The organism is Massilia haematophila (genome assembly GCF_042647645.1).
Classification (GTDB): Bacteria; Pseudomonadota; Gammaproteobacteria; order Burkholderiales; family Burkholderiaceae_D; genus Telluria; species Telluria haematophila.
Window position 1 is genome coordinate 2,665,853 of the sequence record NZ_JBHRVV010000001.1, and the last position, 24,097, is coordinate 2,689,949.

25 protein-coding genes are annotated in these 24,097 nt (G+C 64.8%); 2 read left to right on the forward strand and 23 right to left on the reverse strand.

Features of this window, described 5'->3' with window-relative positions; genetic code table 11:
* The first annotated feature begins 20 nt into the window (after positions 1-20).
* Complete coding sequence (locus ACFOPH_RS11865) at positions 21-164, forward strand: hypothetical protein (RefSeq protein WP_312549318.1); 144 nt, start codon at positions 21-23, stop codon at positions 162-164.
* An 83-nt stretch (positions 165-247) separates the two neighbouring features.
* Here ACFOPH_RS11865 and ACFOPH_RS11870 read toward each other — a convergent pair whose 3' ends face one another.
* The 7 genes from ACFOPH_RS11870 to rpsF all read right to left on the reverse strand — a co-directional run bounded on the left by ACFOPH_RS11870 (position 248) and on the right by rpsF (position 5,053).
* Positions 248-1,258 (reverse strand): inorganic phosphate transporter, encoded by a 1,011-nt coding sequence (locus ACFOPH_RS11870; RefSeq protein ID WP_312549316.1) that lies wholly within the window; start codon positions 1,256-1,258, stop codon positions 248-250.
* 24 nt (positions 1,259-1,282) lie between these two features.
* On the reverse strand, positions 1,283-1,909 hold the full coding sequence (locus ACFOPH_RS11875; protein WP_312549315.1) for a DUF47 domain-containing protein: 627 nt from the start codon (positions 1,907-1,909) through the stop codon (positions 1,283-1,285).
* Positions 1,910-1,985: 76 nt separating this feature from the next.
* Positions 1,986-3,371 carry a replicative DNA helicase gene (locus ACFOPH_RS11880; RefSeq protein WP_312549314.1) on the reverse strand — a complete coding sequence of 462 codons (1,386 nt, stop codon included), beginning with the start codon at positions 3,369-3,371 and terminating at the stop codon, positions 1,986-1,988.
* A 130-nt stretch (positions 3,372-3,501) separates the two neighbouring features.
* Entirely contained in the window at positions 3,502-3,954 is a 453-nt protein-coding gene (gene rplI, locus ACFOPH_RS11885; RefSeq protein ID WP_312549313.1) for a 50S ribosomal protein L9, read from the reverse strand.
* 41 nt (positions 3,955-3,995) lie between these two features.
* Positions 3,996-4,286, reverse strand: coding sequence for a 30S ribosomal protein S18 (gene rpsR, locus ACFOPH_RS11890; protein WP_036249492.1), 291 nt, complete (start codon positions 4,284-4,286; stop codon positions 3,996-3,998).
* Positions 4,287-4,327: 41 nt separating this feature from the next.
* On the reverse strand, positions 4,328-4,621 hold the full coding sequence (priB, locus tag ACFOPH_RS11895) for a primosomal replication protein N (RefSeq protein ID WP_312549312.1): 294 nt from the start codon (positions 4,619-4,621) through the stop codon (positions 4,328-4,330).
* Positions 4,622-4,666: 45 nt separating this feature from the next.
* Positions 4,667-5,053, reverse strand: coding sequence for a 30S ribosomal protein S6 (rpsF, locus tag ACFOPH_RS11900; protein WP_136219823.1), 387 nt, complete (start codon positions 5,051-5,053; stop codon positions 4,667-4,669).
* A 242-nt stretch (positions 5,054-5,295) separates the two neighbouring features.
* Between rpsF and lexA the strand changes: the two genes are divergently transcribed.
* Entirely contained in the window at positions 5,296-5,931 is a 636-nt protein-coding gene (lexA, locus tag ACFOPH_RS11905) for a transcriptional repressor LexA (protein WP_312549310.1), read from the forward strand.
* Between the two features lie 291 nt (positions 5,932-6,222).
* On the opposite strand, the gene ACFOPH_RS11910 is transcribed toward lexA, so the two are convergent.
* From ACFOPH_RS11910 to leuB, 16 genes are all read right to left on the reverse strand, one after another.
* On the reverse strand, positions 6,223-6,966 hold the full coding sequence (locus ACFOPH_RS11910) for a sel1 repeat family protein (RefSeq protein ID WP_312549309.1): 744 nt from the start codon (positions 6,964-6,966) through the stop codon (positions 6,223-6,225).
* A 35-nt stretch (positions 6,967-7,001) separates the two neighbouring features.
* A complete protein-coding gene (locus ACFOPH_RS11915) occupies positions 7,002-8,243 on the reverse strand; it encodes a cystathionine gamma-synthase family protein (RefSeq protein ID WP_379735435.1) in 1,242 nt (413 codons plus the stop codon).
* A gap of 18 nt (positions 8,244-8,261) precedes the next feature.
* Positions 8,262-9,785 carry an amidophosphoribosyltransferase gene (gene purF / locus ACFOPH_RS11920; RefSeq protein WP_312549307.1) on the reverse strand — a complete coding sequence of 508 codons (1,524 nt, stop codon included), beginning with the start codon at positions 9,783-9,785 and terminating at the stop codon, positions 8,262-8,264.
* Positions 9,786-9,823: 38 nt separating this feature from the next.
* A complete protein-coding gene (locus tag ACFOPH_RS11925) occupies positions 9,824-10,312 on the reverse strand; it encodes a CvpA family protein (RefSeq protein WP_379735437.1) in 489 nt (162 codons plus the stop codon).
* 16 nt (positions 10,313-10,328) lie between these two features.
* On the reverse strand, positions 10,329-11,303 hold the full coding sequence (locus ACFOPH_RS11930; RefSeq protein ID WP_379735439.1) for an SPOR domain-containing protein: 975 nt from the start codon (positions 11,301-11,303) through the stop codon (positions 10,329-10,331).
* Positions 11,304-11,313: 10 nt separating this feature from the next.
* Entirely contained in the window at positions 11,314-12,612 is a 1,299-nt protein-coding gene (gene folC / locus ACFOPH_RS11935) for a bifunctional tetrahydrofolate synthase/dihydrofolate synthase (RefSeq protein ID WP_379735441.1), read from the reverse strand.
* Between the two features lie 91 nt (positions 12,613-12,703).
* Positions 12,704-13,576 (reverse strand): acetyl-CoA carboxylase, carboxyltransferase subunit beta, encoded by an 873-nt coding sequence (accD, locus tag ACFOPH_RS11940; RefSeq protein WP_312549300.1) that lies wholly within the window; start codon positions 13,574-13,576, stop codon positions 12,704-12,706.
* Between the two features lie 84 nt (positions 13,577-13,660).
* Entirely contained in the window at positions 13,661-13,948 is a 288-nt protein-coding gene (locus ACFOPH_RS11945) for a hypothetical protein (protein WP_379735443.1), read from the reverse strand.
* A 171-nt stretch (positions 13,949-14,119) separates the two neighbouring features.
* Entirely contained in the window at positions 14,120-14,395 is a 276-nt protein-coding gene (locus tag ACFOPH_RS11950; protein WP_312549297.1) for a hypothetical protein, read from the reverse strand.
* A 125-nt stretch (positions 14,396-14,520) separates the two neighbouring features.
* On the reverse strand, positions 14,521-15,321 hold the full coding sequence (trpA, locus tag ACFOPH_RS11955) for a tryptophan synthase subunit alpha (RefSeq protein ID WP_379735445.1): 801 nt from the start codon (positions 15,319-15,321) through the stop codon (positions 14,521-14,523).
* Between the two features lie 91 nt (positions 15,322-15,412).
* Positions 15,413-16,672 carry a tryptophan synthase subunit beta gene (gene trpB / locus ACFOPH_RS11960; RefSeq protein WP_312549292.1) on the reverse strand — a complete coding sequence of 420 codons (1,260 nt, stop codon included), beginning with the start codon at positions 16,670-16,672 and terminating at the stop codon, positions 15,413-15,415.
* Positions 16,641-17,348: a phosphoribosylanthranilate isomerase gene (locus ACFOPH_RS11965; RefSeq protein ID WP_312549291.1), complete on the reverse strand. Its 708-nt coding sequence runs from the start codon at positions 17,346-17,348 to the stop codon at positions 16,641-16,643. The genes trpB and ACFOPH_RS11965 overlap by 32 nt, the downstream gene beginning before the upstream one ends.
* Positions 17,349-17,363: 15 nt before the next feature.
* Complete coding sequence (gene truA, locus ACFOPH_RS11970) at positions 17,364-18,164, reverse strand: tRNA pseudouridine(38-40) synthase TruA (protein WP_379735448.1); 801 nt, start codon at positions 18,162-18,164, stop codon at positions 17,364-17,366.
* An 8-nt stretch (positions 18,165-18,172) separates the two neighbouring features.
* Complete coding sequence (locus ACFOPH_RS11975; protein WP_379735450.1) at positions 18,173-21,301, reverse strand: FimV/HubP family polar landmark protein; 3,129 nt, start codon at positions 21,299-21,301, stop codon at positions 18,173-18,175.
* A 426-nt stretch (positions 21,302-21,727) separates the two neighbouring features.
* Positions 21,728-22,867, reverse strand: a complete 1,140-nt coding sequence (gene asd, locus ACFOPH_RS11980; protein ID WP_379735452.1) for an aspartate-semialdehyde dehydrogenase — start codon at positions 22,865-22,867, stop codon at positions 21,728-21,730.
* Positions 22,868-23,008: 141 nt separating this feature from the next.
* Positions 23,009-24,094: a 3-isopropylmalate dehydrogenase gene (gene leuB, locus ACFOPH_RS11985; protein WP_312552904.1), complete on the reverse strand. Its 1,086-nt coding sequence runs from the start codon at positions 24,092-24,094 to the stop codon at positions 23,009-23,011.
* Between the last annotated feature and the right edge of the window lie 3 nt (positions 24,095-24,097).

Here is a 24,097-nt window from a genome sequence, read left to right on the forward strand (position 1 = left end):
TCATTAAAGGCGAGGACACCATGAAGGCGCTCATCCAGGACATCGCGCGACGTTTCGGCAGGCTTCCCAGGGGGTATCGGGCCATCGTGGCCGGCATCCTGGCGGTGCTGGTGCTGTACAAGGCCATCGACATCGGCGCCGCCTGGTACTGGTTTGCGCCTTGACACGGCACCAGAAATGATGAGGGCGCCAGAAACGAAAACGCCCGGCGCGTGGCCGGGCGTTGTCGGGTCAGGCGAGACCGCGATTACATGATGTGGGTGCCGATCCACCAGGCGATCGCCGCCATGAAGGCCGACGCCGGGATGGTGAAGATCCAGGCCCAGACGATGTTGCCCGCCACGCCCCAACGCACGGCCGAGGCTTTCTGCGAGGCGCCCACGCCGACGATGGCGCCGGTGATGGTGTGGGTAGTCGAGACCGGGATGCCCCAGAAGCTCGCCATCAGCAGGGTCATGGCGCCGCCGGTTTCGGCGCAGAAGCCGCCGACCGGTTTCAGCTTGGTGATCTTCTGGCCCATGGTCTTGACGATGCGCCAGCCGCCGAACAGCGTGCCGAAGCTGATCGCCGCGTAGCAGGAGATGATGACCCAGGCCGGCGGATGCGTGTCGGCCGGGTTGGTGTAGCCGGCGGCAATCAGCAGCATCCAGATGATGCCCATGGTCTTTTGCGCGTCGTTACCGCCGTGGCCCAGCGAGTAGCCGGCGGCCGAGGCCAGCTGCAGGCGGCGGAACCAGACGTCGACCTTGCGCGGCGTGCTCTTCACGAACACCCAGGAGACAATCAGCATGATGATCGACCCGAGCACGAAGCCGAGCAGCGGCGCGACGACGATGAAGATGACGGTCTTCCACAGGCCGGCGGCGATCAGGGCGCCGGTGCCCGACTTGGCGACCGCAGCGCCGACCAGGCCTCCGATCAGGGCGTGCGAGGAGGACGAAGGAATGCCGTAGTACCAGGTGATGATGTTCCAGACGATGGCCCCGACCAGGGCCCCGAAGATCACGTAATGGTCGACCACATGAGGGTCGATGGTGCCCTTGCCGATGGTTTGCGCCACCTTCATGCTGACCACGAAAATGGCCATGAAGTTGAAGAAGGCGGCCATGGCGACGGCCGATTGGGGCTTGAGCACGCCGGTCGAGACGACCGTGGCGATCGCATTCGCCGAATCGTGAAAGCCGTTCATGAAGTCGAATACCAGTGCCAGCAGCACCAGCATACCCAGCACGTAAATGCTGATATGTAGAGATTCCATAATTATTCTTGTTCTGGGTACGCGTTACGCGTTTTCGACGATGATGCCTTCGATGATGTTCGCGACGTCTTCGCAGCGGTCGGTGACGGTCTCGAGGATCTCGTAGATCGCCTTCATCTTGATCAGGTTGCGCACGTCCGGTTCGTCGCGGAACAGCTTCGACATGGCGGCGCGCATGACGTGGTCGGCGTCCGACTCGAAGCGGTCGATCTCTTCGCAGATGGCGACGATCTTCTGGGCGTTGCCCATGTCGTGCAGCAGGGCCACGGCTTCCTGGACCTTCTGGCAGGCGGCCAGGCACAGCTCGGCCAGGCGCTTGGCTTCCGGCGTGACGGCATGCAGGTCGTACAGGGAAATGGTCTGGGCCGCGTCTTCCATCATGTCGAGGATGTCATCCATGCGGGTGATCAGCTTGTGGATGTCGTCGCGGTCGAGCGGGGTGATGAAGGTCTTGTGCAGCAGGTCGACGGTGGCGTAGGTGATCTTGTCCGCCTGTTTTTCGATGCTCTCCACGGCGTGGGTGCGGTTTTCCAGGTCGTCGAAGTTGGTCATCAGACCAACCATTTCCTGTGCACCCTTCACGCACAAAGCGGCGTGCTGGTTGAACAGATCAAAAAACTTGCCCTCAGTGGGCATCAGGCGTCCAAACATTTAACTCTCCGTTGTAAAACTCTTGGGACTGCGAGGGGCCGTGGACCAACAGGGACCACGGCGACGCAATATCGGCTTAATCGCCCTGGTAGATGGCGAGGTTGCCGCTGTAGTTGCCGAACTTGGTGTACTGGCCTATCCAGGTCAGTCGGATGGCCCCGATCGGACCGTTACGCTGCTTGCCGATGATGATTTCGGCGGTTCCCTTATCGGGCGAGTCGGGGTTATAGACCTCGTCGCGATACAGGAAGATGATCACGTCCGCATCCTGCTCGATAGCGCCGGATTCGCGCAAGTCGGACATCACGGGACGCTTGTTCGGCCGCTGTTCCAGCGAGCGGTTCAGCTGGGACAGTGCGATGACCGGACAATGCAATTCTTTCGCCAGGCCCTTGAGCGAACGCGAGATCTCGGAGATCTCGGACGCGCGGTTGTCGCCCGGCTGGCTACCCTGCATCAGCTGCAGGTAGTCGACGATGATAAGGCCGAGCTTGCCACATTGGCGGGCAAGGCGGCGCGCGCGTGCGCGCATCTCGATCGGATTGAGCGCCGGCGTCTCGTCGATGTAGAGCTGGGCATCGTTCATTTTCTGGATGGCGTGCGTCAGGCGCGGCCAGTCCTCGTCGTTCAGGCGGCCGGTACGCAGGCGGTGCTGGTCGAGCTGGCCGACCGAACCGAGCATACGCATGGCCAGCTGGGCGCCGCCCATCTCCATCGAGAACACGGCCACCGGCAGGCCGGCTTCGATCGCGACGTTCTCGCCGATGTTGACCGAGAACGCGGTCTTGCCCATCGAGGGACGGCCGGCGACGATCACGAGGTCGCCCGGCTGCAGGCCCGAGGTCATGCGGTCGAGGTCGATGAAGCCGGTCGGCACGCCGGTGATCTCGCCCTGGTTCTCGCGCGAATACAGTTCGTCGATGCGCTCGACGACCTGCGTCAGCAGCGGCTGCACCGCGGTCCAGCCCTGGGCGCCGCGCGCGCCCTGCTCGGCGATGGCGAAGATCTTGGATTCGGCTTCGTCAAGCATCTGCTTGACTTCCTTGCCTTGCGGATTGAACGCATTGCCCGAGATTTCGTCGGCAACGGTGATCAGCTTGCGCAGCACGCCGCGGTCGCGGACGATCTCGGCGTAACGGCGGATGTTGGCGGCCGACGGCGTGTTCTGCGCCATCGCATTCAGGTATTGCAGGCCGCCCACGTCTTCCGCCTTGCCGAGCGAAACCATCGCCTCGTAGACGGTGATGACGTCGGCCGGCTTGCCGCTATTGATCAGGCGCACCATCTGTTCGAAGATGATGCGGTGATCGTAACGATAGAAATCGTCCGCGTGCATGAAGTCGGCAATGCGGTCCCAGGCCGCATTATCGCGCAGCAAACCGCCGATGACGGACTGTTCTGCTTCGATGGAGTGCGGGGGGATGCGCAGCGATTCGATTTGCGGATCTGCGGGGGTATTCATGGCGGGCATTATACCTTCTCCGGTCACACGGCTGAAATAATTGGCGAGTTTCTGGGAATAAAAAAAGCCGGGCAAGCCCGGCTTTTTCCTTTTTGCAACAGCTCCAAAGGAGCTGTGCGGTCATACTTGCTTAGGCAGCTTCGCCCACGACAGCGATGGTGACATCCACCACGACGTCGGTGTGCAGAGCGACAGCAACCGGGTGCTCACCGGTGGTCTTCAGCGGGCCGGTCGGCATGCGCACTTGCGCCTTTTCGACGGCGAAACCTTGCTTGCTCAGGGCTTCAGCGATGTCGAAGTTGGTGACCGAACCGAACAGACGGCCGTCGACGCCGGCTTTCTGCGCGATGGTGATGGTCATGCCGCTCAGCTTTTCGCCCTGGCCTTGTGCAGCAGCCAGCTTCTCGGCAGCAGCTTTTTCCAGTTCGGCGCGCTTGACTTCGAACTCGGCCACAGCAGCCTGGGTAGCGCGGCGGGCCATTTTTTGCGGGATCAGGAAGTTACGTGCGTAACCGTCCTTGACCTTGACGACGTCGCCCAGGTTGCCGACGTTGACGACTTTTTCCAGCAGGATAACTTGCATATTATTCTCCAGTATTTACTTGTGCTCGTTGCCGTAGCGACTTAAGCGTTGTGCAGGTCGGTGTACGGCAGCAGGGCCAGGTAACGTGCGCGCTTGATCGCGGTGTCCACTTGACGCTGGTAGTGCGCTTTGGTGCCGGTCAGGCGTGCCGGCATGATCTTGCCGTTTTCCTGGACGAAGTCCTTCAGGGTGTCGACGTCTTTGTAATCGACCTGTTCAACGCCGGCGGCGGTGAAGCGGCAGAATTTCTTGCGCTTGAACAGCGGGTTCTGCTGTTTGCGCTTCAGTTTTTCTTTGGCTTTGTTTTTGTCGAACTTTTTACCGAATGCCATTTTGAGGCTCCTGTATATCTAAAAGGTGGGCCGCTGGGTAATTAAGCGGCAGCACTGAAATCAATGATGTGAAACACCAGGGCTTTGCTGTTGCGGTTCTTCCTGGCCAGGAATCCCGTGAACTGGTGTGCGGCGCCGAGCTCGGCGCTGGCGAATCGGCCCGAAATCTCGCCCGCGGCGAACGCGGAAATCTCGAACTCGACCAACCTCGTCACCCCTGCCTCGACCTGCTGCGAACTGTGCATCAGGATTGCCGAGACGACCGGCACGCCGGCGGGGGTGTAGCGCAACAGGTCGCGTTCAGCGATGGTAGCGACGACCTGGAGCTGGTTCACTGCACGTCGGGCACTGGGCCCGTCCACGAAATCTGGCGAAAGACCTTAGGCAGCGGCGGCCGGGGCAGCAGCCGGAGCTTCTGCGCGGTGGCTCTTGGCTGCGTCTTCGCGCTGGACCGACTTCATCATTGGCGACGGAGCGGTTTCAGCTTTCTTCATCTTCACGGTCAGGTGACGCAGCACGGCATCATTGAACTTGAATGCGGTTTCCAGCTCGACCAGGGTCTCGTTGTCGCACTCGATGTTCATGCAGATGTAATGTGCCTTCGGCAGCTTCTGGATCTGGTAAGCCATCTGGCGACGGCCCCAGTCTTCCACGCGATGGATGTTACCGCCGCGGCTGGTCACCGTGGTCTTGTAACGCTCGATCATCGCCGGGACTTGCTCGCTTTGGTCCGGGTGGACGATAAAAACGATTTCATAATGACGCATGCAACACTCCTTGAGGACGTTTAAACAAATGCCCACCTCGGCGTCAAGACGAGTGTGGGAAGGGAAAGCCTGCAATTATAACCCGAAGCGGACAGCAACACAATCCGGGGCCTGCCGTCCCGCTTTCGCGACAGCCACGCCCGAAAAAGCGCGGAAAAATGCCGGAAAAAGGCCGATTCCCCTTGCATTCTTCGGACTACTGTACAAAAATACAGTCTGAATCGATAACCAGTGGTACATCCATGCTCAAGCTCACTGCACGGCAAGAACAGATCCTCAACCTGATCAAGGAAGCGATCGACAACACCGGCTTCCCGCCGACCCGCGCCGAAATCGCGAAGGAATTGGGCTTCAAGTCGGCCAACGCGGCCGAGGAGCACCTGCAGGCGCTGGCCCGCAAAGGCGCGATCGAGATCGTCTCGGGCACCTCGCGCGGCATCCGCTTGATCGGGGCGGCATCGGAGCCAGCGGTTCCGGCCATCCCGCCTGCCCTGCTGATGTCGCTGCCGCTGGTCGGCCGCGTCGCCGCGGGCTCGCCCATCCTGGCCCAGGAACATGTGGAGGCAACCTACAACGTCGACCCGGCCATGTTCGGCGCCCGCCCCGACTTCCTGCTGAAGGTGCGCGGCTGGTCGATGCGCGACGCCGGCATCATGGACGGCGACTTCCTGGCGGTCAAGAAAATTGACAGCGCCAAGAACGGCCAGATCGTCGTCGCCCGCCTGGGCGAGGACGTGACCGTCAAGCGCTACCGCAAGACCGGCGACGTGATCGAACTGCTGCCGGAAAACCCGGACTTCAAGGTGATCCGCGTCGAACCGGAAGACGAGTTCGCGCTCGAAGGGCTGGCGGTGGGGCTGATGCGTAGCTGGCACTGAGCCGCACATACCAAGTCGAACGCTGAAAGGGCCGCTAACGCGGCCTTTTTGCTTGATGGGATTTGTGCGGGGAACGGTATTGGCGAAGCGTCGCATTGCCGGGTTCCGTAGGGTGGGGTCTCGACCCCACGCGGCGCAAGGCTTGCAACTCGCCACCTCATCCGGCAGGCCGACCGTATCACTGCTGCGCGACATGGCGCGGCTGATCAATCGCTGTACCGCGTGGGGTCGAGACCCCACCCTACGAAAACAAAAGGCCGCTGACGCGGCCTTTTTGCCTTACCTCTGCGCTTACTTCGTGCGCAACGACTGGTCCTTCGGCGCCTTGTTGACGATCGCATTGTGCTCCGCGATGTAGGCCTCGGTGGCGCTGCGCCATACGGCGACGTCGGCCAGCACCATCTTGGCGCCGACCTTGGCGTCTTCCGACAGGTTTTCCTGGACCTGGGCCAGGTGGGCCTTGGCCTTTTCCATTTCCGCCAGGTTCATCAATTTGGCGACGTCAGGCGGGATCTGTTTGTCGAGCGGCGATGCGGCGTTCAGGTTCTGCACGAAGCCGTTGTAGCAGTCCTGCCACTTGTTGATCGCATTCGAGACCCGGTCGATCTCCTCGGCCTGCTTCGAGATCGCGGGCACGCGCGGCTTGGGGCAGCGGAACTTGCCGGACCGCAGTTCCTCGCCGTCGTACTTCGACATCCAGTAATCGATGTCGGCGCGGCGCGCCACGCGCTGCTTCATGATCTCGAGCGACGCGTCGGCGACCTTGTTGCCGCCGGCGGCGGCCTTCTGGAACCACATCGTCGCCTTGGCCTCGTCGACCGTGCCGGCTTCGCCATACCAGTACATCTGGCCCAGGAGCTGTTGGGCTTCGACGTTGCCGGCGTTCGCCAGCTTGGTGTACACGGCCATTGCTTCAGGATACTTCTTCTGCTCGAACAAGGCCTTGGCATTCTCCAGTTCGCCGGCATGGGCCAGGCCCGCCTGCAGCAGGCCGGCCAGCAGCAGGCCCGCAAGTGTCAGCGCATTCTTTTTCATGTATTCGCGTCGTCCAGTCAGGTGATTGAGGTCGATCAGGCGTCCAGCGCTGCCCGGAAGTCTTCCAGCAGGTCCTCGGTATCTTCGATGCCCACCGAGACCCGGATCAGGGACTCGGCGATGCCCATGCTGGCGCGGCGCTCGGCCCCCATCTCGAAGAAGATGGTGTGCGCCACCGGAATCACGAGGGTGCGCGTGTCGCCCAGGTTGCTCGCGGGGATGGCCAGCTTCAGGCGGTTCAGGTAGTCGAAGCAGTCGATGCCGTCCTTCAGCTCGAAACTGAGCAGCGAGCCGCCGGCGCGGAACAGTTCGTCCGCGATGCCGTGCTGCGGGTGCGATGCCAGGCCCGGATAGTGGACGGCGGCGACGCGTGGGTCCGCTTCCAGCATGCGCGCCAGCGCCAGCGCATTGGCGGTGGTGCGCTCCATGCGCAGCGCCAGCGTTTCGGCGCCGACCGCAATGTGGTGCGCCGCTTCCGGCCCGAGCGAGGCGCCGAAGTCGCGCAGGGCTTTCGCGCGCAGCTGGGCCATGCCCTGGGCCGCGGGCGGCTGCTTGCGGAAGTTGGCGGCGATGTTCGGGTAGGCGCTCCAGTCGAAGAGGCCCGTGTCGGTCAGCGCGCCGCCGAGGGCGATGCCGTGGCCGGCGATCGACTTGGTCAGCGAATTGACGACCAGGCCGGCACCGACCGTCTTCGGACGGAACAGATACGGCGTGGTCATGGTGTTGTCGACCACGTAGAGGATGCCGCGCTCGCGGCACAGCGCGCCGATGCGCGCCAGGTCGGCGACCTGGGTGCGCGGATTGGCGATCGTCTCGACAAACACGAAGCGGGTGTTCGGCTGCAGCGCCGCCTCGACATTGGCGACGTCGGTGGCGTCGACAAAACTCACCTGCACGCCCTGCCCCGCCACCGTCTGCCACAGGCTGTTGGTGTTACCGAACAGGAAGGAAGACGAGACGATGTGGTCGCCCTCGCGCAGCAGCGCCTGGAACAGCGCGCCGATGGCGGCCATGCCGGTGCCGAAGCACAAGGTGGCGACGCCGTCTTCCATCTTCGTGACCTTGTCTTCCAGTGCGGCGACCGTCGGGTTGCCCTGGCGGCCGTAGCGGAAGCCAGGCTCCTTGCCCTGGAACACAGAGGCAAGCTGGCGCGCATCGCCGTAGCCGAAGGCCACCGAGGTGTGGACCGGCTTGTGCAGCGAGCCTTGCTCGATCGTCTTGCGGCGATCATTGTGCAGGATGGTGGTGGTGAAACCGTACTGTTTGGTGTCGCTCATGATGCAGTCGTCCCAGCGTTATTCGGCGGCGACCGGGGGATTCAGGTTCAGCTGGGTGCGCACCACGTCGTCCGAGGACTTGCCGGAACTCTTGTGGCGATGGTGCTCCAGCTTGTCCAGGTACTCGGGCGTGACGTCGCCGGTGACGTAGACGCCGTCGAAGCAGGACGCCTCGAAGTTGGTCAGGGCCGGGTTGACGTCCGAGATCGAACGCTTCAGCGCGTCGATGTCCTGGTACACCAGGCGGTCGGCCGTGATTTCCTTGCAGACTTCCTCGACCGTGCGGCCGTAGGCGATCAGTTCGTCGCGGGTCGGCATGTCGATGCCGTAGACGTTCGGGAACAGCACCGGCGGCGCGGCCGAGGCGAAGAACACTTTACGGGCGCCGGCGTCGCGCGCCATCTGCACGATCTCGCGGCTGGTGGTGCCGCGCACGATCGAGTCGTCGACCAGCAGCACGTTCTTGTCCTTGAACTCGGAACCGATCGCGTTGAGCTTCTGGCGCACCGACTTCTTGCGCATGCCTTGGCCCGGCATGATGAAGGTGCGGCCGATGTAGCGGTTCTTGATGAAGCCTTCGCGGTATTCGACGCCGAGCTTCAGCGCCAGCTGGATCGCGGCCGGGCGCGAGGAATCGGGAATCGGCATGACGACGTCGATGTCCTCGACCGGGATTTCCTTACGGATCTTGTCGGCCAGGTATTCGCCCATTTTGAGGCGGGTGGCGTAGACCGAGGCGCCGTCGATCACCGAATCCGGACGCGCCAGGTAGACGTACTCGAAGGCGCAGGGATTGAGCGACGGATTCTCGGCGCACTGGCGCTCGTGCAATTGGCCGTCTTCGCCGATGAAGATGGCTTCGCCCGGGGCGATGTCGCGCACGAAGCGGAAACCGATGCCCTCCAGCGCCACCGATTCGCTGGCGACCATGTATTCGACACCATTCTCGCCTTCGTTCATGCCCAGGCACAGCGGACGGATGCCGAACGGATCACGGAAGGCCAGCATGCCGTGGCCTGCGATCTGGGCCACGACCGCGTAGGCGCCACGCACGCGACGGTGCACCACGCCGACCGCCTTGAACACGGCTTCGGGGGTGAGCGAGAAGCCGTCGGCGGCTTCCTGGATCTCGTGCGCCAGCACGTTGAGCAGCACCTCCGAGTCGGAATTGGTGTTGATGTGGCGGCGGTCGTTGCGGAACAGCGCCTCCTTCAGCTCGGCCTGGTTGGTCAGGTTGCCGTTGTGGGCCAGGGTGATGCCGAACGGGGCGTTCACGTAGAACGGCTGCGCCTCTTCCTCGCTCGACGAGCCGGCGGTCGGATAGCGGCAGTGGCCGATGCCGGTGTTGCCCTGGAGCGAACGCATGTTGCGGGTACGGAACACGTCGCGCACGAGGCCATTCGCCTTGTACATCGAGAACATGCTGCTGTGATTGGTTGCAATCCCCGCCGCGTCCTGGCCGCGGTGCTGCAACAGCAGCAATGCGTCATACAACAGCTGGTTGACGGGAGTTTGCGAGACGACGCCGACGATGCCACACATGGTGTGCTCCTAAGAACAGAATGCTGTTACGGAAAAGTTCAAAACTGCAGGTGCTGCGCCAGCGCAGCAGGGAGGAAGGGCTTGACGGTACGCGCGCCGGTCTCCACCAGCGGAGACAGCAGCGCGTCCTTCCAGAAATCTTGTTGGGGGATGGAAGTCATCGAACACAATATGACGGCGGCCAGCACGATTACAACGCCGCGCGCGAGGCCGAACAGGCCGCCGAGGCCACGGTCCGCCAGCGACAGTCCGGAGGCCTCGATCACGGCGCCCAGCGCCAGCGACAGCAGGCCCATCAGGATGCGCACGCCGAGGAACAGGGCGACGAAAGCGACCATCAGGCGCAGCGTTTCGCCGGGGATCAGTTCGGGCAACATCGGACCCAGTTGCGCGCCGTAGGCGTTGGACACCACGAAGGCGATCACCCAGCCCAGCAGCGACAGGATCTCCTTCACCAGGCCGCGCATGGTGCTGATGACGACCGAGGAAACCAGCACGAACAATACCAGATAATCGAAAATCGTCACGCCGCCCCGACCAAGCTTAAACCGGTACCAGGAAACCGCTGAAGCCCTGGGCGCCGAGCTTGGCGCGTGCCTTCTCGGCCTCTTCGCGGCTGCCGAACGGGCCGACCTGCACCCTGATCAGCTCGCCCGACTTGCGGGTATGAGCGCTGACGCCGGCTGCGCGCAGGCGCGCCTGCAATTCCTCGACCTTCTCCTGGCTCGCCAGGGCGGCGACCTGCACCACGAAGCGCTGGGCGGCTTCCGGCTTGTTGGCCCACTTCTCGGCGGGCTTCTCGGCCGGCTTCGCGGCGCTCTTGCCTTCGAGCAGCGCCAGTGCGCGCGCCGCATCCTCGTCCTTGGCGCGCGCCGGCAGCGGCTTGTCTTCCGCTTTCTTCGGCGCCGGCTTCTCGACGGGCTTCTCGGCCACCTTCGGTTCTGGCTTCTTCGGTTCGCTCTTGTGCTCGGCCGGCTTCGGCTCGGGCTTCTTCGGCTCGGGCTTTTTCGGCTCGGGCTTCGGCTCGGGTTCGATCCGCACCGGCTCCCTCGGATCGGCCTTGGCGACCTCGACGGTCTTGACCGGCGGCGGCAGCGCGGCCGGGGCTGGGGCAGGCGGCGCCTCGACGATTTCCTCGCCCTGGTCGACGCTCTCGGCGGCCGGCACCGGGTCGGACGGCACCGGCAGCGCCGGCGCCTTGTCCTTCGCGGGAATCTGGATCGCGATGTCGCCCACCAGCGGGCGCGGTTCGGAATCGAGCAGCATCGGCAGGCCAACGGCGGCCGCCAGCGCCAGGGCGATCGCGCCTACCAGGCGGCGGCGCGCGCGCTTCTTCTCGGGCAGCATGGGATCGCCGCCGCTGCGGCTGCGGCGCGAAGCGGCCGCGGCCTCTCCCGCGTAGGCGGCACGCTTGGCGCGGGCGCGTTCGGCGAGATTGTCGTCATCGCGGGAAAAACGGCCACTGTCCTGGGCGCTGCTTTCTTGCTTGTTTTTACTAAAGATCGAGAACAAGCCCATGCGTCTTTAATCAGTGAAGAGAGTTTTTTCGGGCCGCCATCACGCCGGCGACGGTATAGAACGAGCCAAAGACCACAATTCTATCATTCTCCCCGGCACGGCTGACGGCATTTGCGAAGGCGGCGGCCGGATCGGCAAAGTTTGTAACCGAAAAGTCGCCCTCTTTCGCACCCGCCGGGCGCAGCGCGGCCAGCTGGCACGCCAGATCCTCGCCCTTGGCCGAGCGCGGGGACGGCAGGTCGGCCACGCACCAGTGGTCGACGTACTGCGCCATCGGCGCGATCACGCCCTCGATGTCCTTGTCGGCCATGATGCCGAACACGGCGTAGGTGTAGCGGTGGAAGCCCATGTTGCCCAGGTTCTGGGCCAGCGTGGCCGCCGCATGCGGATTGTGCGCGACGTCGAGCACGGTGGTCGGACGCCCCGCCAGCACCTGGAAGCGTCCCGGCAGCTCGACCAGGGCCAGGCCGGTGCGCACTTCCTGGGCGCCGGCCGGCAGTTGCAGGCGCAGCACTTCCAGCGCCGCCAGCGCGGCCGAGGCGTTCAGCAGCTGGTTCGCGCCGCGCAAGGCCGGATAGGCCAGCGCATTGCGGCGCTGGCTGCGTCCGCCATAGCTCCACTGCTGCTGGTCGCCCTGGTAATTGAAATCGCGGCCGATCAGCCAGAGGTCGGCGCCGATGTCCTCGGCATGCTTGATCAGCGTGCTGGGCGGCATCGGGTCGCTGCAGATCGCGGCCTTGCCCGGACGGAAGATGCCGGCCTTCTCGAAGCCGATCGCTTCGCGCGTGTCGCCCAGGTAGTCGGCATGGTCGATGTCGATGCTGGTGACGATGGCGACATCGGCGTCGACCACGTTGACCGCGTCCAGGCGCCCGCCCAGGCCCACCTCGAGGATCGCGACGTCGACGCCGGCCTTCGAGATCAGGTGCATGATGGCCAGCGTGGTGAACTCGAAATAGGTCAACGAAATGTCGCCGCGTTGCGCCTCGACGACATTAAAGGCGTCCACCAGCATGGCGTCGCTCGCCATCTCGCCGTTGATGCGGGCGCGCTCGTTGAAGTCGAGGAAGTGCGGCTTGATGTACAGGCCGACGCGGTAGCCGGCGTGCAACAGGACCGATTCGAGCATCGCGCAGGTCGAGCCCTTGCCGTTGGTACCGGCGACCATGATGACCGGGCATTCGAAAGCCAGGCCCATGCGTTCCTTGACGGCGCGCACGCGTTCCAGGCCCATGTCGATGTGGGTTTCGGCGTGGCGCGACTCGATCAGCGCCAGCCAGTCGGGCAAGGTGGTGGGGAGGTTTTGCATGGGATCGTGGTAAGGATGAAACTCAAACGGAGAAAAAAACGGCCGGCAGTCCGCAAGGCGGAGGCCGGCCGTTTCGTAATTCTACAAGGACTTAGGCGATGCTTTCGGCCGGCTGATTTTGCAGCAGGGCCAGCAGGCGGGCGATTTCCTCGCGCATCTTGCGGCGGTCGACGATCATGTCGACGGCGCCCTTCTGTACCAGGAACTCGGCGCGCTGGAAGCCTTCCGGCAGTTTCTCGCGCACGGTGTTCTCGATGACGCGCGGGCCGGCGAAACCGATCAGGGCCTTCGGCTCGGCGATCACGACGTCGCCCATGAAGGCGAACGAGGCAGAGACGCCGCCCATGGTCGGGTCGGTCAGCACGCTAATGAAGGGCAGTTTCTTCTCGGACAGCTTGGTCAGCATGGCGGTGGTCTTGGCCATCTGCATCAGCGACAGCAGGCCTTCCTGCATGCGCGCGCCGCCGGTGGCGGTGATGCAGATGAAGGGCACCTTCTGCTCGAGCGCGATCTGGGCGCCGCGCGCGAAGCGCTCGCCGACGACCGAGCCCATCGAGCCGCCCATGAATTCGAATTCGAAGCAGGCGACGACGACCGGCAGGCTCATGATCGAGCCGCCCTGCACGATCAGCGCGTCGGTTTCGCCGGTGGCATCCATCGCGGCCTTCAGGCGGTCCGGGTATTTCTTGCTGTCTTTAAACTTGAGGGTGTCGACCGGCAGGGTTTCCTGGCCGATCTCGTAGCGGCCTTCCGCGTCGAGCAGCGCGTCGAGGCGCTCGCGGGCGCGGATGCGCATGTGGTGGTCGCACTTCGGGCACACGTGCAGGTTCGACTCGAGGTCGGCGCGGTACAGGACCGCTTCGCACGACGGGCACTTGACCCACAGGCCTTCCGGCATGGTCTTGCGGTTGGCAGCATCGGAGCGCTGGATTCGGGGGGGCAGCAGTTTTTCCAACCAACTCATGTTCTCTCCTTTGCGGCAATTCTTGGGGTGGCGCGTAGTGTAGCCGCTAGCGCCGGGCTTGTCGACCGCTTGAAATTCCGACAATTAGTCCTTGGCGAAGTTCCTGCCCGCCTCGGCCGTGGTGAACTCGAAACCGCCGATGCGCGCCGCAATGAGGTTATACACCCATGCGCCAAAGAGGGTGAACACGAAGCCGAACAGGGTGTAGAACAAGGGCATCAGCACCGCTGCCATCAGCGACACCCCGACGCCCTGCGTCAGCAGCGCGGGAATGGTCATGAACAGGGTGAGCGGGATCGAAATGACCAGATACAGCGCTGCCATCACCTTGGCGTTTTGCAGAATGGATACACTGACTACTTGCTTCTTCATGGAATGCCTCGTCCGTACAAACATTGAGTTTGGTTAATGTACCGTACTCGATAGCAACAAGACAAGGAAAATTGTGGGTACCAAGGCTAGAACCTTGCAGGCCTAGTCTGGCAAACAAAAAGCCGGCAGCGCGTTACCGCACGGCCGGCCTGATTGCAACGCGGGCGAGATCTACTTGATGCTGACTTCCTTGGTGGTGAACTCGAATCCGCCCACCATCGACGCCACGAGGTTGTAGATCCATGCGCCGATCAGCGTGAACACGAAGCCTGAAGCGGCGTACAACAGCGGGAACGCGATCATGGCGGCGACAGACATGCCTGCCTGGCCGGTCACGGACGCCACGGCAAGCAGAATGGCGACCATGGGCGCGGATAGCACGAGATACAGCACCGACATCGTCTTAGCGTTTTGTACTAACGAAACACGTTGGATTTGCTTTGTCATCTTGCTGACTCCGAGCAATATTGAAGTGGGGAAACCAATATAGCCCGGTCAGGGGAGTGGCATGCCGCGCCGGCTGTGCACTCCCGCTTGATCGACCTCAGGAAATTCGCTCAAAAGGATCGTGTTTAAGCCCCATCCAGCGCCGTACGGATGCCGCTCACGAAATCGCGTACCGCCGGCACGGCAGCTGCGGCGCCGGCGTTCTCGATCTCCTGGATGATGCGGCTGCCGATGACGACCGCGTCGGCCACCGATGCGACCGCCTTCGCCGTCTGGCCGTCGCGGATGCCGAAGCCGACGCCGATCGGCAGGCGCACGTGTTCGCGGATGGCGGCGACGCGGCGCGCCACGTCCTCGGTATCGATGCTGCCGGCGCCGGTCACGCCCTTGAGCGAGACGTAGTAGCTGAAGCCGCTGCCGTAGCGCGCCACCTGCTGGATGCGTTGCGTGGTGGAGGTCGGCGCCAGCAGGAAGATCAGGTCGAGGTCGTTGGCGCGCATGGCCTCGGCAAAGGCCTCGCACTCTTCCGGCGGGTAGTCGACGACGATGGCGCCGTCCGCGCCGGCTTCCTTCGCGCAGCGGATGAATTCCTCGGGACCGATGCGCTCGATCGGGTTGGCGTAGCCCATCAGGACCACCGGCGTCGTGGCGTTCGTCTTGCGGAATTCGCGCACGAAGCCGAAGACATCCTGCAGGCCGATGCCGAATTTGAGGGCGCGCTCGCAGGCGCGCTGGATGACCGGGCCTTCGGCCATCGGGTCGGAGAAGGGAACGCCGAGTTCCAGGACATCGGCGCCGCCCTCGACCAGGGCGTGCATCAGCGGCACGGTGAGGTCGGGGCCGGGGTCGCCGGCGGTGATGAAGGTGACGAGGCCGGTCTTGTTCTGTTCGCGCAGGGCGGCGAAGGTGGGTTCGATGCGGGACATGGTTGTTTTCTCTATCTTGGTAGTCGGGACGGTCGTGGACTGCAGCTCGTAGTTGAACGCTTGCATATCGCGTCAAGCGTTCAACGATGGATCAGCTGAAATCCAGCCCCATCCTTTGCGCCACCGTGTGCATGTCCTTGTCGCCACGGCCCGACAGGTTGACCAGGATGATCTCGTCCTTCTTCAGGCTCGGCGCCAGCTTCACCGCGTAGGCGATCGCGTGCGAGGATTCCAGCGCCGGGATGATGCCTTCGATGCGGCAGCAGTCGTGGAAGGCGGCCAGCGCCTCGTCATCGGTAATCGACACGTACTGCGCGCGCGCCGTGTCCTTCAGCCAGGCGTGCTCGGGACCGACGCCCGGATAGTCCAGGCCGGCCGAGACCGAATGGGTCTCGATGATCTGGCCGTTCGCATCCTGCAGCAGGTAGGTGCGGTTGCCGTGCAGGACGCCGGGGAAGCCCGCGCTCAGCGAGGCCGCGTGCTTGCCGCTCTCGATGCCCTCGCCCGCCGGTTCGACGCCGACCAGCTTGACGCCCGGCTCGTCGATGTAGGGGTAGAAGATGCCCATCGCGTTCGAGCCGCCGCCGACGCAGGCCAGCACGTAGTCGGGCTGGCGGCCGGTCATGGCCGGCATCTGCACGCGGCATTCCTCGCCGATCACCGACTGGAAGTCGCGCACCATCATCGGGTACGGGTGCGGACCTGCCACCGTGCCGATGATGTAGAAGGTGTTTTCGATGTTGGTGACCCAGTCGCGCATCGCTTCGTTGAGCGCGTCCTTGAGGGTCTTGCTGCCCGACTCGACCGGCACCACGGTCGCGCCCAACAGCTTCATGCGGTAGACGTTCTGGGCCTGGCGCTTGACGTCCTCGCTGCCCATGTAGACCACGCACTCCATGCCGAAGCGGGCGCAGATGGTGGCGGTGGCCACGCCGTGCTGGCCGGCGCCGGTCTCGGCGATGATGCGCTTCTTGCCCATGCGGCGCGCCAGCAAGGCCTGGCCGATCACGTTGTTGATCTTATGGGCGCCGGTGTGGTTCAGGTCTTCGCGCTTGAAGTAGATCTGCGCGCCGCCGGCCAGTTCGGACCAGCGCTTCGCGTGGTACACCGGCGACGGGCGGCCGACGAAGTGGGCCAGCTCGTAGCGGAATTCTTCGAGGAATTCGGGGTCGGTCGAGAAACGGGCATAGGCCTCGTTCAGCTCGGCCAGCGCGTGCGACAGGGTCTCGGCGACGAAGCTGCCGCCGTAAGGACCGAAATGGCCGCGCGCGTCGGGCAGTTGGTAATCAGGGGTCTGGAACAATGCGGCGGCGGCGCCCTCAGTTCCTCGGGTCAGGTTGGTGTCTTTCATGATCGTGCTCGCTTTCGATGATGGCATCGGCTGCCCGCACCGCGGCAATGAAGTCCGCGATCTTGCGGGCGTCCTTGATCCCCTTGCTCGCCTCGACACCACTGCTGATGTCGACGGCGTAGGGACGTACGCTGGCCACCGCGTCAGTCGCGTTCTGCACGCTCAACCCACCACTCAAAACGACCCGAGGCGCGAGCTCTTTTGGGATAAGAGACCAATCGAAGACCTTTCCTGCACCGCCGTAGGCGTCCACGTAAGCGTCGAGCAACAGGCTCGAAAACCAGGGACTGGCGGCGCGGTATGCGAGTTCGCATTCTAGCAGCTGATTAGGCGTCGTGTCCGGCTTGACGCGGTAGGCCCGCACGAAAGGACGCTTCACCGCGTCCGCGATCGCCGCGCACTGTTCAAACGTCTCGTCGCCGTGGAACTGCAGCAGCGCGACCGGGGCCGCCTCCACCACCGCCCTCACCTCGTCGAGCGTCGGGTTGACGAACAGGGCGGTCGAGCTGACGTAGGGCGGCAGCGCGCGGCCCAGCGCGGCAAAGGTGTCGAGGCTCACGTAGCGCGGGCTCTTCGGGTAGAACACGAAGCCGAGCGCATCGGCGCCGGCAGCGACGGCGGCGAAGAGGTCCTGTGCGCGGGTGATGCCGCAAATTTTGACGCGGGTACGATGCATGGATAAACCTACAATTTACAGCCAGGGCAAGGGCGAGAGCAGCTCCTGCGGCAGCCCCCACTTCGGATCGTAATCGATTTTCGCGAAGTACAGGCCGTCCGGCATGAAGGTGGGCGCGGCGGCGTCGCGGTCGCGCGCGGCCAGCACCTCGGCCATCCAGTCGGGCGCGTTGCGGCCGGTGCCGACATAGACCAGGGCGCCGACGATGTTGCGCACCATGTGGTGCAGGAAAGCGCTGGCGCGCACGGTGAAGACGATGATGTCGCCGCGCCGCTCGATCGAGATTTCCTGCATGTCCTTCACCGGCGTGTTGGCCTGGCAGCCGGAAGCCCTGAACGAGCTGAAGTCGTGCAGGCCGATCAGGTGGCGCGCGGCGGCGCGCATGCGCTCGACGTCGAGCGGGCGGAACACCCAGCCGGCGCGCCCGGCCAGCAGCGCCGAGGGATTCGGGTTGTTGTACAGGACGTAGTGGTAGGTGCGCGCACGGGCCGAGAAGCGGGCGTGGAACTGGTTGCCCTCCAGGTCTGGCGCGACTTCCGCCGCCCAGCGCACCGAGATCGAATCGGGCAGGAAGGTGTTGGTGCCGCGCACCCAGCTCTGCATCGTGCGGTCCAGCTCGGTGTCGAAGTGGACCACCTGCTCGACCGCGTGGACGCCGGCGTCGGTACGGCCGGCGCAGGTCGTGTGCAGGGGCGTGCAGGCGAACTTCGCGAGCGCGATCTCGAGGGCGTCCTGCACGGTGTCGCGGGTCGGCTGTTTCTGATATCCATTCCAGCCGGTGCCGACGTACTGGAGTCCGAGTGCGATGCGCCTCACGCTACGCATCAAGCCAATTTTGCGCGCATGGCGCTGGCACGGCTGGCCTGCTCGCCGCTGCCGCCCTTGATGACTTCATCGAGCAGCTCGCGCGCGCCTTCCTTGTCGCCGATCTCCTGGTAGGCGATCGCCAGGTCGAGCTTGGTCTCCATCTCCATCTGGGCCGGGGTCAGCCCGTTCGGGATGCCCTGCTCCTGGGGCGCACTCTCGACCGCCTGCTCGAGGTCGCCAAGGTCGCCCGCGGGCAGGTCGAGGTCGAAGCCCGACATGTCGAAGCGCGGCACCGGCGTGCCCGGGTTCGGGATGGCCGGCACGTCCGGCAGCGCGAACGGATCGTCCTGCGGCGCGGCAGGCGCGGCAGGCTGGCCGAAGTCCATGGCGTCGAGGTCGAACAGCGGGTCCCTGGCCTGTCCCGAAGTGGCCGCATCGGCGACGGCTGCCTCCGGAGTCGCCGTGGCAAAGTCGAGATCGGTCGAGAAGTCGAAGTTCTGTCCTGGCGCGGCCGGGGTGGCCGGCGTCACCGGGGCAGCGTCGGCCAGGCTGAAGTCCATGGCGTCGAGGTCGAACAGCGGGTCCTTAAGCTCGGCCGCCTGCGGGGTCTGCGGCACGTCCGGCAGCGGCGGCAGTTCGAATTCCTTGGCCAGCTGGGCCATGTCGATGTCGGTCGACGGACCGCTGCTCGACAGGTCGAGGACGAAACCGTCGTCGTCGTCCTGCGGGGTCGCCGTGGCCGCGGCCGCCTGCGGGGCGGCCGGCGCGTCGAACTCCATGTCGAACGCCAGGTCGTCGAGGCTGGTGACCGGAACGTCCGGGCTCGCGGCCGTCGCCGGCGCCGGTTCCAGCGGCGCGAACGGCTCCATGTCGAACTGCAGGTCGGGAACCGCGGTGGCGTCGGCAGATGCGACCGCGCCCGGTTCGGCGACCGGGACCGGTTCGAAGCTCAGGCCGCCCAGGTCGAAGTCGAGGAGGTTGTCGTCCCTGGCGTCGGCTTTCGGGTCGATTTTCGCTTCCGTGCCCGCCTGCGGCAGCGCGGTGGCGTCCGCGCCCAGGCCCAGGCTGTCGAAATTGAACGTGGTGTCGAGCGGCGCGCCGGTGACTGCGTCGAGCGTTGCGGCCGGCTCGACGATCTCGGTGTGCTCGCCGCGGTTGCGGAAAGCCTGTTCGAGCTGCTGCGACAGCAGGGTTTGCGGATTCGCCTCGGGTGCGGCGGCAGCGGCAGCGGCAGTGGCAGCAATACCTGCGCCGGCAGCCAAGCCGCCGGCCGCGGCGCCCGCGCCGTACATCGGATTGGCCGGATCGAGCGCGCGGCCCAGGCTGGCGGCCTGCGCCCATTCGTCGCCCTTGCCGCCGGTCAGGCTGTACAGCTCGGTCGCCTGGGTTTCGAAGGCGCGCACATCCTTGCGCGCAGCATAGATTTCGAGCAGCTTGAGGCGCACCGGATGGCGGTGCGGATCGTTGCGCAGGGCTTCCTTGAGGATGTCCTCGGCCTGGGTGTCGAAGTTATACGCCAGGTAGAGCTCGGCCTCGGCCAGCGGATCGACCTCGTTGGTGTCGAGCTGGCTTGCCGACGGCGCGAAGCTGGAGTTGAACACGCTGTCGTTGGTGTCGACGCTCTGGCCGCCGGTCTCGGCGAACAGCGCCTGGCCTGACGCCGGCTGGGCGGCGCCACCCAGGATGCTCGGCTCGGCGGCGGCCACCTTCGGCGCGGCCTGCTTGCGGCGGCGCTGCGACAGGCCCAGCGCGGCCAGCAGCAGCACGGCCGCGCCGGCGCCGATGTAGACGATGTTGTCCATCAGCGTGTCGAGCAGCGACTTTTCCTGCGGCGCGGGCTTGGTCTTCGGCTTGATCTTCGGCGCCGGCTTGGCGGCTTCTTCGGTCGCGGCCGTACCTGCAGCGGCGCCTGCAGCCGAACTCTCGGCCGGCTGGGTCGGCTTCATGCCCTCGGCTGCGCGCTGGGTGGCGGCGGCGCCGGTGCCGCTCTTTACCGTGATCAGCTCTTCGAGCTGGTTCACGTTCTTTTCCAGCTCCTTGACGCGCTGCTGGGCGTCGGCCAGTTCCTTTTCCTTGGCGATCGTGTCTTCGGCGCTGGTGGTTGCACCGGCTTTATCGCCCTCACCCGCTGCCGCCGGCGCCGGCAGCGCCTTCGACAGGCGCAGCTGGTCCTGCGATTCGTTGGCGGCGGTCGGGCGTTCCTCGACCTTGGCCGTGATGCGCCCGGTCGCGCTCTGCCCGGCCGGGGCCTCGCGCGCCGGCGTGCTGGTGGCGACCTGCCCGGCCAGCTTGGCACGGTAGGCGTTGAAGTCGGCCGCATGGGCAACGACCGTGCCGCGGGCTTCGCCGCCGTCGATGTCGCGCAGGGCATCGCCGGCGGGCACCGACAGGATCTGGCCCGACTTCAGGCGGTTCATGTTGTTGCCGATAAAGGCGTCCGGGTTGGCGCGGTACAGGGCGACCAGCATCATGTCGAGCGAGACGTCGACCGGCTTGATGCGGGTGGCGATGCCGCTGAGCGTATCGCCCGACTTGACGCGGTAGCGCGACGCCGCGGCAGGCGCGCGTGGCGCGGCATTCCCGGTGGCGGCGGTCTCGTCGGCGCGGGCGCCGCTCTGCGGACGGGCCGGTGCCGGGGCCGGCTGGGCCGGCGCCTCGGCTGCCGGCGTGGCTGCGCGCGGACGTCCTGCGGCAGTGGCGGAACCGGCGGCAGCTCCGGCGGCAGACCCGGCGGCGACCTGGGCCGGCTGCGGCGCGCGCAGGTCGGCCGGGTCGAGCAGGAAGGTGTATTCGCGCACCAGGCGGCCGTTGTCCCAGGCCAGCTCCAGCAGCAGGTCGACGAACGGCTCGTTCAGCGGCTGGGTCGAGGTGATGCGGACGAACTGGCGTCCCCCGCGCTGCTCGACGTTAAAGCGCAGCGACAGCAGCGCCGGATTGAATTCGATGTTCGCCGCGCGATAGGCATCCGCCGACGCCAGCCTGGCGACCAGGCCCTTCGCTTCCTCGTTCGACACCGCCGTCAGCTCGATCTCGGCGCGCAGCGGCTGGCCGAGGGCGGACAGTACGGTCAGCTTTCCCAATCCCGCTGCAGTCGCCGCCGACGACAGCAGCACTGCACTGGCGACCGCGGCGGTGAGTGTTTTCAACGCGGACGACACGATCTGAGGGCGGCGGTTCAATGACATAGTTGAGAGCGGAAATGGTTAGCTGCGGAAAGGACGGTTTCCCGGAAGTCTCAACATATCATCATGCACTGTGGCATGCAAGCTCCACGGGGCGTAGCGAGGTCAAACTGTGGGAGGGATGCGCGAACGATGACGAATCGATATCGTCGTGGAAGGCGGGGAATTGGCGGGGTGTTAACGGGTGTGATCGGGTGATCAATGTAGGGTGGGCACTCGTGCCCACGCGGTATGGTGCGGATGATGAATCGTGAACTCTGCCATCCCAATACGTTTGCGCCTTGATTGTGCCGGAATATCGATTGATCGAAAGCCGCACCGCGTGGGCACGAGTGCCCACCCTACGAAAACCAGCGCCGTGGTTTGCTTGCGGCGCCGGCTCCGAACAACTTACTTGTCCAGCACGATGCGCAGCATGCGGCGCAGCGGCTCGGCGGCGCCCCACAGCAGCTGGTCGCCGACGGTGAAGGCCGACAGGTAGTCCGGGCCCATCGACATCTTGCGCACGCGGCCGACCGGGATGCGCAGGGTGCCGGTGACGGCTGCCGGGGTCAGGTCGACGATCGAGGCTTCGCGCGTATTCGGCACGAACTTCACCCACTCGTTGTCCGAGGCGATAATGTCGTTGATCTCGTCGAGCGGCACGTCCTTCTTCAGCTTGATGGTCAGCGCCTGCGAGTGGCAGCGCATCGCGCCGATGCGCACGCACAGGCCGTCGACCGGGATCGCCTTATTTGCGTCACCCTTGCCGAAGCCTTCGCCGCGGCCGAGGATCTTGTTGGTCTCGACGCCGGCCTTCCACTCTTCCTTCGACTGGCCGTTGCCCAGGTCCTTGTCGATCCAGGGGATCAGGTTGCCGCCCAGCGGCACGCCGAACTGTTTCGTTTCGTCGGCGCTCAGGCCGTGCTGGGTCGCCAGCACGGTGCGGTCGATTTCCAGGATGGCCGAGGCCGGGTCGTCCAGCAGGTGCTTGACGCTGCTGTTGATGGTGCCGAACTGGGTCAGCAGTTCGCGCATGTGCTGGGCGCCGCCGCCCGACGCCGCCTGGTAGGTCATGGACGTCATCCATTCGACCAGGTCGTTCTTGAACAGGCCACCCAGGCCCATCAGCATGCACGAGACGGTGCAGTTACCGCCGACGAAGTTCTTCACGCCGCGGCCCATGGCGTTCTTGATCACGTCCAGGTTGACCGGGTCGAGCACGATGACGGCGTCGTCCTTCATGCGCAGGGTCGAGGCGGCGTCGATCCAGTAGCCGTTCCAGCCGGCTGCGCGCAGCTGCGGATAGACTTCCGTCGTGTAGTCGCCGCCCTGGCAGGAGATGATGATCTCGCACTTCGACAGTTCGGCGACATCAAGCGCGCTTTTCAGTTTGGTCTCGTTCTTCGCCATCTTCGGGGCGTCGCCGCCCGGGTTCGACGTGGTGAAGAACACCGGCTCGATATGGTCGAAATCGCCCTCGTCCTGCATGCGCTTCATGAGGACCGACCCGACCATCCCGCGCCAACCCACTAGGCCTACTAACTTCATTTTGTTCCTTCACATTTCAATGATGATCATCGTTCACGCGTGGGCACGGGGCGCCCACCCTACGGTTCTCGGATTGTCAACATTGCGTGCGGGCGCGCAGCCCGCATCGCGTTATTCTAAGCGTTTCGCATTAACGCCGCTTCAGCCCAACGCGTTGACCACCGCGTCGCCCATCTGCCCGGTCGAGACACGGGTCGTGCCTTCCTCGTAGATGTCGGCGGTGCGCAGGCCTTGCGCCAGGACCCGCTTGACGGCGGCTTCGATGCGGTCGGCCTGTTCGGTTTTACCCAGCGAGAAGCGCAGCATCATCGCGGCGGACAGGATGGTCGCCAGCGGATTGGCGATGCCCTGCCCCGCGATGTCCGGCGCCGAGCCGTGCGAGGGTTCGTACAGGCCCTTGTTGTTGGCGTCCAGCGAGGCCGAGGGCAGCATGCCGATCGAACCGGTCAGCATGGCGGCGGCGTCGGACAGGATGTCGCCGAACATGTTGCCGGTGACGATGACGTCGAATTTCTTCGGTGCGCGCACCAGCTGCATCGCGGCGTTATCGACGTACATGTGCTCGAGCGCGACGTCCGGATAATCCTTGTGCACGTCGGTGACGATGTCGCGCCAGAACTGGAAGGTTTCCAGCACGTTCGCCTTGTCGACGCTGGTCACGCGCCTGTCGCGCTTTTGCGCGGCCTGGAAAGCGACGTGGGCGATGCGGCGGATCTCGCCTTCTGCATAGCGCATGGTGTCGAAGCCTTCGCGCTGGCCCTTGAACGGGCCGTCCGGGCATTCGCGCACGCCGCGCGGCTTGCCGAAATAGATGTCGCCGGTCAGTTCGCGGATGATCAGGATGTCCAGGCCCGACACCACTTCGGGTTTCAGGGTCGAGGCGCCGGCCAGTTCCGGATACAGGATGGCCGGACGCAGGTTGGCGAACAGGCCCAGCTCGCGGCGCAGGCCGAGGATCGCCTGCTCGGGGCGCAGCGCGCGCTCGAGCGTGTCGTACTTGTAGTCGCCGACGGCGCCGAACAGGACCGCGTCGGCTTCTTTCGCCAGCTTCAGGGTCGACTCGGGCAAGGGATGGCCATGGGCCGCGTAGCCGGCCCCGCCCACTTCCGCGCGCTCCATCTCGAAGGATTCGCCGAGCGCTTCCAGCACGCGCACGGCCTGGGCCATGATTTCGGGACCGATGCCGTCGCCCGGCAGGATGGCGATCTTACTCTTATGCGTCGTCATGCG

Bases quoted from the DNA above. Each gene is read 5' to 3' on its own strand.
- ACFOPH_RS11865 (WP_312549318.1), top strand. From the start codon at position 21: ATGAAGGCGCTCATCCAGGACATCGCGCGACGTTTCGGCAGGCTTCCC.
- ACFOPH_RS11870 (WP_312549316.1), bottom strand. From the start codon at position 1,258: ATGGAATCTCTACATATCAGCATTTACGTGCTGGGTATGCTGGTGCTG.
- ACFOPH_RS11875 (WP_312549315.1), bottom strand. From the start codon at position 1,909: ATGTTTGGACGCCTGATGCCCACTGAGGGCAAGTTTTTTGATCTGTTC.
- ACFOPH_RS11880 (WP_312549314.1), bottom strand. From the start codon at position 3,371: ATGAATACCCCCGCAGATCCGCAAATCGAATCGCTGCGCATCCCCCCG.
- rplI (WP_312549313.1), bottom strand. From the start codon at position 3,954: ATGCAAGTTATCCTGCTGGAAAAAGTCGTCAACGTCGGCAACCTGGGC.
- rpsR (WP_036249492.1), bottom strand. From the start codon at position 4,286: ATGGCATTCGGTAAAAAGTTCGACAAAAACAAAGCCAAAGAAAAACTG.
- rpsF (WP_136219823.1), bottom strand. From the start codon at position 5,053: ATGCGTCATTATGAAATCGTTTTTATCGTCCACCCGGACCAAAGCGAG.
- lexA (WP_312549310.1), top strand. From the start codon at position 5,296: ATGCTCAAGCTCACTGCACGGCAAGAACAGATCCTCAACCTGATCAAG.
- ACFOPH_RS11910 (WP_312549309.1), bottom strand. From the start codon at position 6,966: ATGAAAAAGAATGCGCTGACACTTGCGGGCCTGCTGCTGGCCGGCCTG.
- ACFOPH_RS11915 (WP_379735435.1), bottom strand. From the start codon at position 8,243: ATGAGCGACACCAAACAGTACGGTTTCACCACCACCATCCTGCACAAT.
- purF (WP_312549307.1), bottom strand. From the start codon at position 9,785: ATGTGTGGCATCGTCGGCGTCGTCTCGCAAACTCCCGTCAACCAGCTG.
- ACFOPH_RS11930 (WP_379735439.1), bottom strand. From the start codon at position 11,303: ATGGGCTTGTTCTCGATCTTTAGTAAAAACAAGCAAGAAAGCAGCGCC.
- folC (WP_379735441.1), bottom strand. From the start codon at position 12,612: ATGCAAAACCTCCCCACCACCTTGCCCGACTGGCTGGCGCTGATCGAG.
- accD (WP_312549300.1), bottom strand. From the start codon at position 13,576: ATGAGTTGGTTGGAAAAACTGCTGCCCCCCCGAATCCAGCGCTCCGAT.
- ACFOPH_RS11945 (WP_379735443.1), bottom strand. From the start codon at position 13,948: ATGAAGAAGCAAGTAGTCAGTGTATCCATTCTGCAAAACGCCAAGGTG.
- ACFOPH_RS11950 (WP_312549297.1), bottom strand. From the start codon at position 14,395: ATGACAAAGCAAATCCAACGTGTTTCGTTAGTACAAAACGCTAAGACG.
- trpA (WP_379735445.1), bottom strand. From the start codon at position 15,321: ATGTCCCGCATCGAACCCACCTTCGCCGCCCTGCGCGAACAGAACAAG.
- trpB (WP_312549292.1), bottom strand. From the start codon at position 16,672: ATGAAAGACACCAACCTGACCCGAGGAACTGAGGGCGCCGCCGCCGCA.
- ACFOPH_RS11965 (WP_312549291.1), bottom strand. From the start codon at position 17,348: ATGCATCGTACCCGCGTCAAAATTTGCGGCATCACCCGCGCACAGGAC.
- asd (WP_379735452.1), bottom strand. From the start codon at position 22,867: ATGAAGTTAGTAGGCCTAGTGGGTTGGCGCGGGATGGTCGGGTCGGTC.
- leuB (WP_312552904.1), bottom strand. From the start codon at position 24,094: ATGACGACGCATAAGAGTAAGATCGCCATCCTGCCGGGCGACGGCATC.